Origin of the sequence: Modestobacter sp. I12A-02662, from assembly GCF_041028325.1 — a bacterium.
Lineage (GTDB): Bacteria > Actinomycetota > Actinomycetes > Mycobacteriales > Geodermatophilaceae > Modestobacter.
This window is the reverse complement of sequence record NZ_JABGDE010000007.1, coordinates 107,097-121,664: the sequence shown is the minus strand read 5'-3', so window position 1 is coordinate 121,664 and position 14,568 is coordinate 107,097. Positions and strand designations below refer to the sequence as shown.

The 14,568-nt window shown below is 75.5% G+C and carries 16 protein-coding genes; 7 read left to right on the top strand and 9 right to left on the bottom strand.

Features of this window, described 5'->3' with window-relative positions:
• Window position 1: 1 nt before the first annotated feature.
• The 3 genes from HL189_RS11905 to HL189_RS11895 all read right to left on the bottom strand — a co-directional run bounded on the left by HL189_RS11905 (window position 2) and on the right by HL189_RS11895 (window position 2,528).
• Window positions 2-1,402 (bottom strand): TonB-dependent receptor, encoded by a 1,401-nt coding sequence (locus HL189_RS11905; RefSeq protein WP_369133913.1) that lies wholly within the window; start codon window positions 1,400-1,402, stop codon window positions 2-4.
• Between the two features lie 203 nt (window positions 1,403-1,605).
• Entirely contained in the window at window positions 1,606-2,037 is a 432-nt protein-coding gene (locus HL189_RS11900; protein WP_369133912.1) for a VOC family protein, read from the bottom strand.
• A complete protein-coding gene (locus HL189_RS11895) occupies window positions 2,034-2,528 on the bottom strand; it encodes a MaoC family dehydratase (RefSeq protein WP_369133911.1) in 495 nt (164 codons plus the stop codon). The genes HL189_RS11900 and HL189_RS11895 overlap by 4 nt, the downstream gene beginning before the upstream one ends.
• 198 nt (window positions 2,529-2,726) lie before the next feature.
• Between HL189_RS11895 and HL189_RS11890 the strand changes: the two genes are divergently transcribed.
• Both HL189_RS11890 and HL189_RS11885 read left to right on the top strand, forming a co-directional pair.
• The gene (locus HL189_RS11890) at window positions 2,727-5,891 is read left to right on the top strand and encodes an AAA family ATPase (RefSeq protein ID WP_369133910.1); all 3,165 of its coding nucleotides are present in this window, start codon (window positions 2,727-2,729) and stop codon (window positions 5,889-5,891) included.
• A gap of 117 nt (window positions 5,892-6,008) precedes the next feature.
• Window positions 6,009-6,731: a PIG-L deacetylase family protein gene (locus HL189_RS11885; protein ID WP_369133909.1), complete on the top strand. Its 723-nt coding sequence runs from the start codon at window positions 6,009-6,011 to the stop codon at window positions 6,729-6,731.
• A gap of 6 nt (window positions 6,732-6,737) precedes the next feature.
• Here the strand turns inward: HL189_RS11885 and HL189_RS11880 are convergent, their stop codons facing one another.
• From HL189_RS11880 to HL189_RS11870, 3 genes are all read right to left on the bottom strand, one after another.
• Window positions 6,738-6,929 carry a hypothetical protein gene (locus HL189_RS11880; RefSeq protein ID WP_369133908.1) on the bottom strand — a complete coding sequence of 64 codons (192 nt, stop codon included), beginning with the start codon at window positions 6,927-6,929 and terminating at the stop codon, window positions 6,738-6,740.
• Between the two features lie 113 nt (window positions 6,930-7,042).
• Window positions 7,043-8,095, bottom strand: a complete 1,053-nt coding sequence (locus HL189_RS11875; RefSeq protein ID WP_369133907.1) for a YihY/virulence factor BrkB family protein — start codon at window positions 8,093-8,095, stop codon at window positions 7,043-7,045.
• Between the two features lie 180 nt (window positions 8,096-8,275).
• Window positions 8,276-9,460 (bottom strand): cytochrome D1 domain-containing protein, encoded by a 1,185-nt coding sequence (locus HL189_RS11870; protein WP_369133906.1) that lies wholly within the window; start codon window positions 9,458-9,460, stop codon window positions 8,276-8,278.
• A 136-nt stretch (window positions 9,461-9,596) separates the two neighbouring features.
• Between HL189_RS11870 and HL189_RS11865 the strand changes: the two genes are divergently transcribed.
• From HL189_RS11865 to HL189_RS11855, 3 genes are all read left to right on the top strand, one after another.
• A complete protein-coding gene (locus HL189_RS11865) occupies window positions 9,597-9,869 on the top strand; it encodes a YciI-like protein (RefSeq protein ID WP_369133905.1) in 273 nt (90 codons plus the stop codon).
• A gap of 71 nt (window positions 9,870-9,940) precedes the next feature.
• A complete protein-coding gene (locus tag HL189_RS11860; protein WP_369133904.1) occupies window positions 9,941-10,507 on the top strand; it encodes a hemerythrin domain-containing protein in 567 nt (188 codons plus the stop codon).
• A 90-nt stretch (window positions 10,508-10,597) separates the two neighbouring features.
• Window positions 10,598-12,061: a YdiU family protein gene (locus HL189_RS11855; protein ID WP_369133903.1), complete on the top strand. Its 1,464-nt coding sequence runs from the start codon at window positions 10,598-10,600 to the stop codon at window positions 12,059-12,061.
• Between the two features lie 4 nt (window positions 12,062-12,065).
• On the opposite strand, the gene HL189_RS11850 is transcribed toward HL189_RS11855, so the two are convergent.
• A complete protein-coding gene (locus tag HL189_RS11850; protein WP_369133902.1) occupies window positions 12,066-12,236 on the bottom strand; it encodes a hypothetical protein in 171 nt (56 codons plus the stop codon).
• Between the two features lie 243 nt (window positions 12,237-12,479).
• On the opposite strand from HL189_RS11850, the gene HL189_RS11845 reads away from it, so the two are divergent.
• Entirely contained in the window at window positions 12,480-12,665 is a 186-nt protein-coding gene (locus HL189_RS11845) for a hypothetical protein (RefSeq protein WP_369133901.1), read from the top strand.
• Between the two features lie 40 nt (window positions 12,666-12,705).
• Here HL189_RS11845 and HL189_RS11840 read toward each other — a convergent pair whose 3' ends face one another.
• Entirely contained in the window at window positions 12,706-13,071 is a 366-nt protein-coding gene (locus HL189_RS11840; RefSeq protein ID WP_369133900.1) for a cupin domain-containing protein, read from the bottom strand.
• A gap of 146 nt (window positions 13,072-13,217) precedes the next feature.
• On the opposite strand from HL189_RS11840, the gene HL189_RS11835 reads away from it, so the two are divergent.
• Complete coding sequence (locus tag HL189_RS11835) at window positions 13,218-13,925, top strand: class I SAM-dependent methyltransferase (RefSeq protein WP_369133899.1); 708 nt, start codon at window positions 13,218-13,220, stop codon at window positions 13,923-13,925.
• 19 nt (window positions 13,926-13,944) lie between these two features.
• Here HL189_RS11835 and HL189_RS11830 read toward each other — a convergent pair whose 3' ends face one another.
• Window positions 13,945-14,565 (bottom strand): hypothetical protein, encoded by a 621-nt coding sequence (locus HL189_RS11830; protein ID WP_369133898.1) that lies wholly within the window; start codon window positions 14,563-14,565, stop codon window positions 13,945-13,947.
• Window positions 14,566-14,568: the final 3 nt, after the last annotated feature.

Below are 14,568 nucleotides of genomic sequence, written 5' to 3'. Positions count from 1 at the left end.
GTCAGCGCCCTCGGGGGTATCCGAAGAACCCGCGCTTCTTGATCACCGCGCAGACCTCCGGCGGCACCTGGGCCTCCCACGTCCCGTCGTCCGTGGGGATGCGGCGCAGCACGTCCCGGCTCAGGATCGGCAGGTAGTCCGGCTTGTAGTTGTCCAGCGCGACGAAGCTCCCGCGGCGGGTGAGGTAGTCGTAGAGCGGCTGCAGCTCCTCCCCGACCGTCGCGGTGTCGGCGGTGACGACCTCGCCGTCCTGCAGCATCGGGTACACGAACAGCCGGAGGTCGTTCTTCAGCAGCCGGCCGAACCCCTCCAGGATGCCGCCGGGCAGGTCGGCGTGGCTGGACTCGTCGAACAGCTGGAGCAGGCTGGGGACCCCCATGACCATGCCGATCCGGCCGTCGGTGCGCCAGGTCAGGTAGGCGGCCAGCCGGTGGTAGGCGAGGAAGTCGGAGATGAGCACGGTCATCCCGCAGGCGGAGAGCAGGTCGGCGCGGGCGAGGAAGTCCTTGCGGTCGACCACGTCTCCCCCGGCGCGCAGGTTGGCCATGGTCAGCTCGGTCAGCATCAGCACGTCGCGCCCGGCGACGGCGGGATCGCCCTCGAACTTCTCCCGGGCGGCCTCGAGCATGTCGATGTTCACCACGGTCGGCGGGCGGAAGCTCCCTCGCTCCACCAGGATCGCCTTCTTCCGGAGCACCTCGCTGGGCTGCAGCACCTGGCGGTCGGCCCCGAACATCGCCGCGCCGCTCAGCCCCACCTGCACGAGCTTGAGGGCCATCAGCCGGTTGTCCACCGCGCGGAACTCGATGCCCTTCAACTCGATCATGTCGATCTCGATGCGGCCCGTGGTGAGCTGGTCGAGCAGCCGCTCGATGACCCGGTCGGGCTCGTGGTGCTGGAAGAACGCGGCGTGCAGCAGGTTCACCCCGACCACGCCGAGCGCCTCCTGCTGCTGCGGGGCCTCGTTGTCCAGCATCCGGACGTGCAGCACGATCTGGCTGGGCTCGTCCCGCGGGTGCGCCTGGAACTTCACGCCCATCCAGCCGTGGCACTCGTTGCCGCCCCGGTAGCTGCGGGCGACCACCGTGTCGGCGAAGGCGAAGAACGCCGTCTCGTCGCCCCGCTCCTCGCCGAGCCGGTCGATGTTGAGCTGGAACTCGCGGTCGAGCATGGCCTGCAGGCGGCCCTTGGAGACGTACCGGTCGGACTTGCCGTAGACCGCGTCGCTGACGGCCATGTCGTAGGCCGACATCGACTTGGCGACCGTGCCGGCCGCCCCGCCGGCGCGGAAGAACCAGCGCGCGACCTCCTGGCCCGCGCCGATCTCGGCGATGGTGCCGTACCAGCGCAGGTCGAGGTTAATCTGCAACGCCTTCTGCAGGGTGTCGGCGTGGATCTCCATGCCCGCTCCGCCTTCGGTCGCCGGCCAGGGACGGCGGCAGGCTAGCGAGCCGCTGCCCCCCGTCGCGGCGCGCCGTGTCCCGTGGTCCGCCGGCGGCGCGGGTCGGTCGGACGGGTGACCGGTCGGTCTCCCAGCGTCCGGACGGCTCCTGCCGGACGGCGACCGGCGCCGTCCGGCGGGGCGGGTGGACGGGTGGGCGCGGATCAGGCGGAGGGCGGGCAGAACAGCTCGAGCGGCAGTCCGTCGGGGTCCTTGAACGACAGCCCCGAGCCGTAGTGCGCGTCGACGATGCCGCCGTGCTCGATGCCCATCCGGTCCAGCCGGCGCTGCCAGGCCTCCAGCTCGCCGCGGTCCGCGCAGCCGAAGGACACGTGGTCCAGCCCCCGCCGGCGGGGGGTGTGCGCGACGTCCTCGATGCCCTCCGGGAAGTGGTGCAGACCCAGCAGGGTGTCGCCCATGGCGAACACCACGTGCCGGAACGGCCCGGTGTCCTCGTCCAGCACCGGGTCCGCGCCGATCAGCTCCCGGTAGAAGGGCACGCTGACGCCCAGGTCCTGGACGGTCAGCGCCACGTGGGTGATCGCGCCGAGCGTCGGGGTGGTGCTCCGGCCGGCTGCCGCGTCGGTCATGGTCATGCAGATCCCTCCTCCATCGTGGGCGCCGGCTGCTCCGGCGCCCGCTGGCTCGTCCCCTGCTGCTCGACCTCGCGGCGCACCACCGGGTCCCGCCAGACGACGGCCGTGCCGTCCACGACGACGACGCCCTCGGCGGTGCGGACGGTGGTGGCCAGGGTGCAGACGGGCTTGTCCGCCCGGACCTCGAGCACCCGTGCCTCGGCGGTCAGCACGTCCCCCGGCCGGACCGGGGCGGGGAAGCGCCAGTCGACGTGCAGGAAGACGCTGCCCGGACCCGGCAGGTCCTCGGCCACCAGCGCGTTCAGCAGGCCGGTGGTGACCCCGCCCTGGACGACGATGCCGCCGAACCGGCTGCGGGCGGCGAGGTCGGCGTCGTAGTGCACCGGGTTCCGGTCACCGGTCAGCTCGGTGAACAGCTCGATGTCCCGGGCCCGCACCGTGCGCGTGCGCCGGGCGACGTCGCCGGGGCGGAGGGCTGTCGCGTCGGTCATGGCCGGGAGCGTCCCACCGCGGTCTTCCACGGACCTTCCCGCGGACGCCGGGACGGGAGGTGCCCCGGAAGCCACGGCAGCCCCGGATGCGGTGCCCGCCGGGCCGTGGAGGCCCCTTCTCGGCCTCCGGCCGCGGTCCTACGCTGGCCCGCGGTACCGGAGTCCTCGGGACCGACGCCACAGGGAACGGACCCGCTCGTGGACGTGCAGATCGGCCTGCTCGGCAGCTTCTCGGTCCGCGTCGACGGCCGGGAGGTGCCGAGCAGCGGGTGGACGCGGCGCTCGGCGTCCGCACTGGTCAAGCTGCTCGCGCTGGCGCCGGGCCGGCGGCTGCACCGGGAGCAGGTCCTGGACGCGCTGTGGCCGGACCTGGCGCCCGAGGACGCCTCCCCCCGGCTGCACACCGCCGCCCACTACGCCCGGCGGGCGCTCGGCGAGCGGTCCGGCCTGGTGCTGCGCGGCGAGGTCCTCACCCTGCTCCCGGACGACGACGTGCAGGTCGACGTCGAGCGCTTCCTGGCCCTCGCCCGGACGGCGCTGGCCGGTGGCACGGCCGCCGACGTGGACGCCGCCCTGGCGGCCCATCCCGGGCCGCTGCTCCCCGACGACCTGTTCGAGCCCTGGACCGGGGTGGAGCGGGACCGGGTGCGGCAGGTGCACCTGGACCTGCTGCGGGCGGGACGGCGCTGGGAGGACCTGCTGCGCGAGGAGCCGGCCGACGAGCAGGCGCACCTGGCGCTGATGCGGGAGCTCGCCGACCGCGGGGACCGGCGGGGTGCGCTGCGGCAGTTCGAACGGCTGGACCGGGCGCTGCGCGCCGAGCTGGGCGTGGCCCCGTCCGCGGAGGCCGTCGCCCTCCGCGACCGGCTGACCCCGGCTGCCGCGAGCCCTCCCCCGGCGGCCCGGCTGCCCCGGCTGGTGGGCCGCCGGCCGGCGCTGGAGCGGCTGGACCGGGCGCTGCAGGACATCAGGACCGGGCGGGGCACCACCGCCCTGGTGCACGGACCCGGCGGGGCCGGCACGTCGGCGGTCCTCGCCTGGGCACGCGCCCGCGCGGCCGCCGTCGGGGCGCGGACCGGGGCCGGCGGGACGTCGGCGGCCGAGGGCGGCTGGCCCTACGCGCCGGTCCTGGAGGCGCTGTCGGACCTGTGCCGGGCGCACCCCACCCTGCTCGACGGCCTGGACGACGCCTACCGGGACGAGATCGAGCGCGCCCTGCGCGGCGGCGAGCTCACCTGGTCCGGTGAGGGCGCCCACCAGCGCCTGTTCGTCTCGGTCGCCGAGCTGCTGCGGCTGGCCGCGGCGGGCGCCGGGGCGGTGCTCACCGTCGACGACCTGCACGACGCCGACGAGGGCAGCCTGCGCCTGCTGCACTACCTCGCCCGGGTGGCCGCCACCGAACGGGTCGTGCTGGTCGCCGGGCACCACGACGTCCCCGAGGACACCCGGCTGGGCCGGGTGCGCGCCAGCCTGGTGCGCCAGCCGAGCGTGGCCGACCTGCCGATCCCGCCCCTCTCGCCCGCCGGGACGGCGGCGCTGCTCGCCGACCACCTCGGCGCACCCGTCGACGACCGCCTCGTCGAGGAGGTGTACGCCTGGTCCGGCGGGCTCCCGCAACGGGTCCTGCAGGTGCACGCCGGCGTCGGCCGGGGCGACACGGTGCCGCTGCCGATCGAGCGGCTGCTGTCTGCCTGCCCACCGGGCACCGAGGAGGTGCTCCGCCGCGTCGCCGTCGCCGGCACGGCGGTCAGCACGGACGAGTTCGTCGCGCTGGCCGGCACCGGTGAGGAGGAGGCGTTCGCCGTCCTGGACGCCGCCCTCACCGTGGGCCTGGTGCAGCCGGCCGACATCGGCTACCGGTTCCGGAGCAGCCGGCTGCGCCAGCGGCTGATCGCCGAGCTGCCGCCGCACCGGCTCCAGCGGCTGCACCGGGACGCCGCCGCCGCTCTGGGGACGCTGGGCGCCGCACCCGCGCGGATCGGCTCGCACCTGCTGCACGCCGGCGCCGCGGCCGCCGCGGTCCCCCACCTGCTGACCGCGGCGGAGAGCGCGGCAGCCGTGGGCGCCTACCGGGACGCGCTCGACCTGGTGGGGCAGATCCGGGACGTGGCGACGGGCGCCGACCGGGCCCGGCTGCTGGCCCTGCGCGCCGACCTGCTGCTCGCCGTCGGGGACCCCGGTGCCGTCGCGGCCTACCGGGAGGCGGCCGCCGTCTGCACCGGCGACACCCGCCGGGTCGTGCTGGCGCGGCTGGCGCAGGCGTCCAGCATGGCCGGCGACCTGGAGACCGCGGCGGACGCGCTCGCCGGGCTGGGCACCGACGGCGGCCCGGCCGACGGCATGATCCTGCTCGCCCGCGGCCACGTCGCCTACTTCACCGGCGACATCGCCGCCGCCCGGGCGGCCGCGAACGAGGCGCGCGCCCGCATCGGCGACGCGACGGACTGGCGGCTGCTGGACCTGATCGCCCTGCAGGGGCTGATCGCGCACAACGACGGGCAGTGGTTCCGCCGGCTCCGCCACGAGCTGCAGCGCACCCGCGAGGCGCCGACGGTGGCCACCGCCGTCTTCGACGCGCACCTGTGCGTCGCCGAGTACCTCCTGTACGGGCCCACGCCCTACGCCGAGGTCATGGAGCTCGGCCGAGCGCTGCGGGAGACCGCGCAGCGCGCCGGCGCGGTGCGCGCGGTCGCGTTCGCCGCGGCCCTCACCGGCGAGGCCGCGCTGCTCTCCGGCGACCTCGCCACCGCCGAGCACGACCTGCTGGAGGCGGTGGACCAGCACGCCGAGATCGGCGCGGCCGCCGGGGAGGCCCACTCCCTCCAGCGGCTGGCCGAACTGCGCGTCCTGCAGGGCGACCGGGCCGAGGCGCGCCGGCTGCTGCAACGGGCTCTGCCGCTGGCCCGCTGGTCACCGATCGCGATGCACCTCATGCAGCGCATCGACGGCACGACCGTCCTCGCCGCCGACACCCCCGAGGACGCCTACGCCGCGGTGCGCCGGGCCGAGGCGACGGTCGGGCCCGAGGACCAGTGCCACTTCTGCCAGGTGATGGTGTCGGTGCCGTGCGCCATCGCCTGCGCCGACGTGGGCGACGTCGACCGGGCGCAGCGGCACCTGGCCACCGCCGAGGAGTCGGCAGCCCTGTGGCACGGCACCGCCTGGCAGGGGGCGGTGCTGGAGGCCCGCGCCCACCTGGTGCGCGCGCAGGGCGACGAGGCCGGGTGGCGGAGCCTGCTGCTGCGCGCCGCCGAGAGCTTCGACGCCGCCGGCCAGCCCCTCGACGCCGACCGCTGCCGCACCGCGCAGACCCCGGCCGCCCCGGCGCCGCCCGCCGGCGTCGGGCAGCGGTTGGCGACCTGAGGCCGCCCGTCCTGGGGCCTTCCGCGCCGCCGTCCCCGGGGCACGCGACAGGAAGGTCCGCGGAAGGCCCGCCTCCTAGCGTTCCGGCATCCGGCCGACGAGCGTCGAGGAGGAGCCGTGGACGACACGCTGGCGGTCCGCCACCTGGGCACCGTGCTGGGGGTCTGGGCGCACCCGGACGACGAGGCCTACCTCTCCGCCGGGCTGATGGCCCTGGCCTGCAGCGCCGGTCAGCGCGTGGTCGTGGCGACCGCGACCGACGGCGAGCTGGGGGGCGACGAGGCGGTGGCGGAGGTGCGCCGGCACGAGCTGGCCCACAGCCTGGCCTCGGTCGGGGTCACCGAGCACCGGTGGCTGGGGTTCCGGGACGGGCGGTGCCCCGCGGTGGACCCGGCCGTCGGCGCGGCGGCGGTCCGGGCGCTGATCGACGCGGTCCGCCCGGACACCCTGCTGACCTTCGGGCCCGACGGGCTGACCGGGCATCCCGACCACATCGCCGTCGGGCGCTGGGTCGAGGACGCCTGGCGCGCGGACGGCTGCCGCGCCCGGCTGCTGCAGGCCACGCTCACCCAGCGGTTCCACCGGCGCTGGGGCGCGCTGTGCGCGCGGACCGGCGTGTGGATGCCCGGCGCGGAGCCCCCCGCCGTCCCGGAGCACGCGGTGGCGCTGCGGGTCTCCGTCCACGGGCACACCGGGCACCGGAAGCTGGCGGCGCTGCAGGCGCACACCTCGCAGACCGCCGGGCTGCGCGCGGCGGTCGGCGACGAGACGCTGCTGCGCTGGTGGGCCGAGGAGACGTTCGTGCAGGCGGGCGCCACCCTGGCGGCGGCCGCGGCCTGACCGGCCTCAGAAGCCGTGCGCCTCGTCGTAGCCCAGGTCGTTGGCCGACCCCGGTTCCACGCCGGCCGGCGGGCCGCTGGGACGGGGCGGGTCGGCGTGGTGGGCGGCGGGGTCGCCGGCCGTCCGGCCCTGACCGACCTCCTCGTGCACCAGGTCGTAGCCGTAGTCCCCCGCGCTGTCCTGGTCCCGCTCCGACATCCGGACTCCTCGTGTCGCCGGCCCCCTGCCCTGGCGGCGACCTGCCGGGCCGGTGTCCGTCCGAGGCTCCTCCGCGGCCCCCGCGCGCCGCAAGGCCCTCCGCGGACGGCGGGTCACCGCTGCTCGGGCACCTCGGGCCGGGCCGGCTCCACCGGCGGGTCGGGGGGCGGCTCGTCCGGCGCACCGGCCTTGCCGTCGCGCCCGGAGAAGTGGACGTGCACGCGCTGGAAGCCCTTCGCGCTCTGGGCGCGCGCGGCGTCCGCGTACACGCGCTCGTCGCCCCGGGTCAGCTCGACGTCGTCGGTGAAGGGCGCCAGCAGGGAGCGGGGGTGCAGGTGGTCCACCCGGACGGCGTTAATCTCCACGCACAGCACGAGGACGACGGCGGCCAGGTAGATGAAGGCCATCAGTCCCAGCACCAGGGCGAAGACGGCGTTCACCGCGCTGGCGCTCTGCACCACGCGGGTCACGTAGATGCCGCCGAAGGACTGCAGCAGCTGCCAGGCGACCGCCGCCGCGAGCGCGCCGGGGGCCACCTGCCGGACGGTCAGCCGGCGGGCGGTCGTGAGCCGGAAACCGAGCACGAAGACGCCGGCGTTCACCACCACCGAGGCCGCGATCAGCAGCACGTCGACCCCGCCGCTGAACGGCGTGTCCCCCGCGGCGGCGACGCTGCCCACCACCGACAGCACCGTGCTGCCCACCACCAGCAGGCCCAGGCTGCACAGCAGCAGGAGGCTGCGGCCGCGGGCCCGGATGGGGTCCGGCCGGCGGTGGCGGGGCACGGCCCAGGCGGTGTTCATCGTGTGCTGCAGCGCCTGGCCGAGACCGGTGCCGCCGTAGAGGGCCACCAGGGTGCCCAGCACCAGCCCGGTGACGCCGCCCCCGAGCTCCTCCGGGCGACCCAGTTGCGGCCCGATGACGGGCAGCTCGCGCAGCGCCGAGTCGAGGACCTGCTGCTGCAGGTCCGGGTTCCCGCGCAGCAGCAGGCCGAGCACCGTGGACAGCAGGAGCAGCAGCGGGAAGAGCGCGAGGAAGCCGTAGTAGGTGATCAGGGCCGCCAGGAAGTGCCCGTCGTCGTCGAGGAACTTGTAGAGCACGGCGATGGGGAACCCCGCGCCGGGATGCCGCTGCTGGAACCGGTCCAGCCGCTCGGTCAGCGTCACGTGTCACCTCGGTCCGTCGGCGCCGGGACGGCATACCCGCGCGGCGGTTCCGCCACCCAGGAGCCGCACTCGTCTCCGCGGCGGCACTCCCGTTCCGTCCCGTGCCCTCCGGCGGCCCCAGCCCCTGACCACCACGACCGGGTCCCGGCAGCCGGCTCAGCCGGGCGGGCCGGCTGCGGCTCAGCCGGGCGGGCCGGCTGCGGTGTCGAGCACCCGCACGGTGCCGTCCCCGTAGTTGCTGACGAACGCCCGGCGGCCGTCGGGGGTGACGACGACGCCGGTCGGGCTCGCGCCGGTCGGGATCCGGGCCGTGACCGTGCCGGTCGCCGCGTCCACGACCGACACCGTGCCGTCGTCGACGTTGGCCGTGTAGAAGTGCCGGCCGTCCGGGGCGTACGTGACGTCCTGCGGGCCGGCACCCACCGCCGGCACGGTGCCGACCACGGTGTTGCTCGCCGTGTCGATCATCGAGACGTCCCCGCTGATGTAGTTCACCACCGCGACGCGGGTGCCGTCCGGGGAGACCTCGAGGCTGTGCGGGCCGTCCCCGACCGGCACGGTCGCGACCACCGTGTTCGCCGGGACCTCCAGCACGGTCACCACGTCGGTGAAGTGGTTGGTCGTGTAGGCGAACCGGCCGTCCGCGGTGAAGTCCACCCAGTGCGGGCAGGGGGCGGCCGGGATGCGGGCGACCATCGCGCCGGTCGCGGTGTCGAGGACGTCGAGGTGGTCGTCGTCGAAGTACGGGACGTAGAGCAGGCGCCCGTCGGGGGTCGTGCCGGCGGCGTAGGGGCCCCGGGCCGCCGGCACGGAGAAGACCACCGTGTCGGTGCCGGTGTCGAGGGTGATGACGGAGTTGGCGCCGTAGCCCTCCTCGTAGGCGGAGACGTAGGCCCGCGTCCCGTCGGGGGCGAAGGTCACCAGCTGCGGCGGGGCGCCGGGCACCGGGATCGTCGCGGTGGCGGTGGCGGTGGCGGTGTCGAACCGGAGGACCGCCCCCGCGGCGGGGTCGGCGACGTAGGCGAAGGAGCCGTCCGGCGCCACGGCCATGTGGTGCGGCGCCATCCCGACGGCGACGGCCGGCCCGACCCCGGGCTCGGCCGCACTGGCCGCCGGAGCCGCCTCCTGCGGGGTGGGGGTGGCTGCGGCGTCCGGGGTGGCTGCGGCGTCCGGGGTGCCGGCCGCCGCCGCGGAGGTCCGCGCCGACCCGACGGCACCCGCGGACTCCTCGGACCCCCGCGGCCAGAGCGCCGCGACGACGGCCGCCCCGGCGACCAGCACCAGGGCGAGGCCGAGGACGGCGAGCCGCCGGTGTGCCCTCCTCCGGCGGTGCCTGCCGTGCGCGGCGGTGTGGTGGAGGTCCATCGCGGTCCTCGTTCCCGTTGCGGTCCGGACGTGCATCGTCGGATGGCCGGCGGCGGGCCGCAATGGGTCCGGCCCCCGGGGAGCCGCCGCGGCGGCCGCCGTCCCGGCCACCGGCGGGCCGTGTGAGAGTGGCCGCATGTACCAGGTCCTGGAGTACACGCTGGTCCACGACTACCTGGAGCGCCGGGCGGCGCTGCGCGAGGACCACCTCGCGCTGGCCCGGGCGGCGCACGAGCGCGGCGAGCTGGTGCTCGCCGGGGCGCTGCCCGATCCCTACGACCGGGCGCTGCTGATCTGGCGGGCCCCTCGTGAGGTCGTGGAGCGCTTCGCGCAGCACGACCCGTACGTGACGAACGGGCTGGTGGCCGGCTGGTCGGTCCGGGAGTGGAACGTCGTCATCGGCGACTGAGCCGTCCGGGGCCCGGGTAGGACGCCGGGGTCGAGCACCACATGGTGACGCATGCCGAGGGAGTGGACGAGATGACCACGAGCACCGGCGACCGCGACGTCGTCGACATCCTGACCACCGACCACCACGAGGTGATGGACCTCCTGGGTCAGATCCCGCGCGCCGACGCCGGCCAGCGCCGGGACATGATCGAGACCGTCATCGCCGAGCTGATGCGGCACTCGGTGGCCGAGGAGATGTACGTCTACCCGGCGATGCGCGATCACCTGCCCGACGGGGAGCAGGCGGTCCAGCACGACATCGAGGAGCACCAGCAGCTGGTCGAGGTGATGAAGGAGCTCGAGGACGTCGACACCGCGGACCCGGCGTTCCTGGAGCGGCTCGGCCGGCTGGAGACGATCCTGCGGGACCACGTCACCGACGAGGAGAGCGACCAGTTCCCGAAGCTGCGCACGCACCTGACCCGTGAGCAGCTGGTCGAGATCGGCGCGAAGGTCGAGGCGGCGAAGAAGGCGGCCCCGACCCGGCCGCACCCGAGCGCGCCGCACAGCGCGCTGTTCCACAAGCTGGTCGGCCCGGGCGTCGGCCTGGTGGACCGGTTGCGGGACAAGCTGACCGGCCGGCCGAACAAGACCTGACCCCGCGGCGGGCACGCCGCCGGCGAGGAGAGCCCCGGCCCGTTCCCGGCCGTCCTGCCCGCAGGCTGTGCCGCTCGTACCCTCGGGCGGGTGAGCGTCGCACCCGCACCGACCGTCCTCCTCGGCAACCGCTTCGCCCGCGAGCTCCCGGAGATGGCGGTCCCGTGGCAGGCCGAGGAGGCGCCCGAGCCGCAGCTGCTCGTGCTCAACGAGCCGCTGGCCACCGAGCTCGGCCTCGACCCCGCTCGGCTGCGCAGCGACGAGGGGGTGCGCCTGCTGGTCGGCACCGCCGTGCCCCCGGGTGCCACGCCGGTGGCGCAGGCCTACGCCGGGCACCAGTTCGGCGGCCTCGTCCCCCGGCTCGGGGACGGCCGGGCGCTGCTGCTGGGCGAGGTCACCGACGTCGCCGGCCGGGTCCGCGACCTGCACCTGAAGGGCTCCGGTCGCACACCGTTCGCGCGCGGCGGGGACGGGCTGGCCGCGGTCGGCCCGATGCTGCGCGAGTACGTGGTCAGCGAGGCGATGCACGCCCTGGGCATCCCGACGACGCGCTCACTCGCCGTGGTGGCGACCGGGCGGGCCGTGCGCCGGGAGACCCTGCTGCCCGGTGCCGTGCTCGCCCGGGTCGCCAGCAGCCATCTGCGCGTGGGCAGCTTCCAGTTCGCCCGGCTCACCGGCGACGTCGAGCTGCTGCGCCGGCTCGCCGACTCCGCGATCGGCCGGCACCACCCGGCCGCCGCGGACGCCGAGCACCCGTACCCGGCCCTGTTCGAGGCGGTCGTCGCGGCCCAGGCGGACCTGGTCGCCCGGTGGATGCTCGTCGGCTTCGTGCACGGGGTCATGAACACCGACAACATGACGATCTCCGGCGAGACCATCGACTACGGGCCGTGCGCCTTCCTGGACGCCTACGACCCGGCCACCGTCTACAGCTCTATCGACTCCGGCGGGCGGTACCGCTACGGCAACCAGCCACTGGCGGCCGAGTGGGACCTCGCCCGGCTGGCGGAGGCGCTCCTCCCCCTGCTGTCCGACGACCAGGACGAGGCGATCGCCCGCGCCGTGGAGGTGCTCGACACGTTCCGGCCGCGATACGAGGCGGCCTGGTCGGCCGGGATGCGGCGCAAGCTCGGTCTGCCCGCGGGTGCCGACGACGCCGTGGTCACCCCCCTGGTGGAGGAGCTGCTCGGCCTGCTGGAGGCCGGCCACGTCGACCTCACCTCGTTCTTCCGCTCGCTGTCCGGGGCCGCCCGCGGGGACGCCGAGCCGACCCGCCGCCTGGTCCTCGACCTGGCGGCGATCGACGGCTGGCTCGCGCGCTGGCGTGCCCTCGGCCCCGACGCGGACGCGATGGACCGGGTCAACCCGGTCTACGTCCCGCGCAACCACCTCGTCGAGGAGGCCCTCGCCGCGGCGACCGAGGGCGACCTCGCGCCGCTCGGCCGGCTGCTGGAGGCGGTGACCGCGCCCTACGACGAGCGGCCCGGCCTCGAGCGGCACGCGCTGCCGGCCCCGGCGGGATCGGCCGCCTACCGGACCTTCTGCGGCACGTGACGGCTCACGCGGCCCGGCCCTGGTCGCGGCCGAGCCGGTGGGACCTGCCGCGGGGCATGCCCGAGGGCTCGGTGTAGGTGACCGCGGCTCCGTCCGGGCGGACCCGGATGACCAGCACCGACGCCGGGTCGTACCCGAGCTCGGTGCAGAGCAGACGGAAGAGATCAGTCGTCATGGGGCGCCTCCAGGCGCTGGCGCGGGGCCGCCGGTTCGACTCCCGCCGAGGCCCGGCAGAGCGCCGGGACGCTCGCGATGACACCCGCGAGTGGGCCTCCCGGCGCTCTACCCGGCGGCCGCTCCCGGTACTCACGGTGGCCTCGACGGCGCCCGGAACTGTCGTACCTGCCTGGCAACCTCAGGGCTCTCCAGAGGACACCGGACGAACCGACGTCCGCCACTCCACCACCGAGGACCGGCCATGAGGGACCAGCAGAACGACGGCTCCACCTCCTTCGCGCACCTGGACCTGCGGGAGAAGCGCGAGTACCTCGACGTGCTCTGCGATGTCGTCTGGGACATCGAGACGGAGCTGGCCCAGGCCAAGGCCGAGCGCGCCGCGCTGATGAGCAGCCTGCAGGCGGAGCTGCAGGACGCCGTCCACTGACCGGCCGCGGGGCCGCTGGGCCACCGGGGAGCGGGCCGGCTCAGCCGCGGGCGGCCCACACGGAGGCACCCTGCCAGTCGATGGCCACGACCGGTTCGTCGCCGACGACCCACGCGTCGTGACCCGGCGGCAACGAGGTCACGTCACCCGGACCGGCGTCGAGCTCGGTGCCGTCCGCCATCACGACGTGGATCCGGCCGGAGACCTGGTACTGCTGGTGCGGCGCCTGGCACAGCTCCGTCCCGGCCACGGGCTTGACGTCCTCGGTCCACCGCCAGCCCGGCTGGACGGTGATCCGGCCGACCTGCGCGCCTCCGGCCAGGTTGAGCAGTTCGAGCCGCCAGTTGTCCCCCTGCCGGACCTCGTCCGGCTCGTCGAACGTGAGGTGCTCGAGCGGCTGGGTCATGACTCCCCCTCCCGACGATGTGTGCAGGTACCTCGTTGTCCTCCCCACCGCCCCGCGCGTCAATGGGCACCGCGCGCCCCCCGCACCACGTCGCGCGCCGCTGCTCCACCCCACCGTCGGAGCGCCGTCCGTGAGAGCCTGCGCGGGTGACGCAACAGGAGCGGCAGACCATCCAGCGGACGGCGAGCACCCGGTCCTACAGGGGGCACTCCGTCCACGCCGCGCCCGGCGTGCACGAGTACGCGGTGACCCTGGTGCGCGCCGCGCTCCCGCAGGGCGGGCGGGTGCTGGAGGTCGGCGCCGGCTGCGGCGCACTCGCCGTGCGGCTGCAGGAGGCCGGCTTCGACGTCGTCCCGACCGACCTCGAGCCGCCGCACGACTGGATCCACCGGCTGGACCTGGACAACCCCGAGTGGACCGACGACACCCGCGGCCCGTTCGACATGGTCGTGAGCGTCGAGACGCTGGAGCACGTGGAGAACCCGCGGCAGGTGCTGCGGTCGATCCGGGCGATGCTCCGGCCCGGCGACCGGCTGGTGGTCAGCACGCCGAACGTCACGCACCCGCACTCGCTGCTGAAGACGGTGCTGCGCGGTGCGCCGGTGTTCTTCGGCCCCAAGCACTACTACCAACCCGGGCACATCACGATGCTCCCGGACTGGATGCTGACCGAGCACGTCCGTCAGGCCGGGTTCGACCAGATCGAGGTCCGTGCCGGCGGCACGATGGACTACTCCGGCCTCCGGCGCCGGGTCCACCGGGTCGAGTTGGCCCTGCTGGCGGTCCTCGGGCTGCGCACCCGCGCCGACGACGGCGACGGCATCTGCACGTTCGTCACCGCGGTCGCCGCCTGACGTCGTCGCGCCGGTCCCCTCACAGGTCAGGGGTGGTCACGCAGACCTCGTCGACGTGCTCGATGCGCTGCGTGGGCCCGGCACCGATCGCGACCGTCTCGTCCAGCACGTCGCCGAAGCGGATCCACGCCGTCCCGCTGGCCGCCGCGGGGCGTTCGCGGAACCGCTGCACGCAGATCCCCGAGTCCGTCCGGATCACCTCCCGGCGTTCCTCGAGGGCGCCGGTGGCGACCAGCGTCACCTCCGCGCGCAGCGAGAACGGCTGAGTGCCGGCCGGCCCGCCGCACTCACCCGCCAGGCTCGTCGTCAGGTCGGCGGTCGCCAGGTCGCGGGCGACGCCGACCTCGGCGGGGGCGTCGAGCTCGCAGACGTAGCCGGCGCCGTCCACCGTGATGTCGGCGTGCATACCGGCGGTGGCCGCCGGCTGACCGTTCTCGTCGGTGAACCGGAAGGCGTCCAGCAGGGCCGCCACGCTGACGCCCTCCCGCGGCTGCGCACCGAAGTCGGCCACGACGTGGTCGTAGCGGTTGACGGTGACGGGCGAGCGGGGAGCCGGCTCACCGGCCGCGGCCGGTGCCGCCCCCAGGAACGGAACCGTGCCGAGGACGGCGACGAGGACGGCAACGCGCACACGGGACATCTC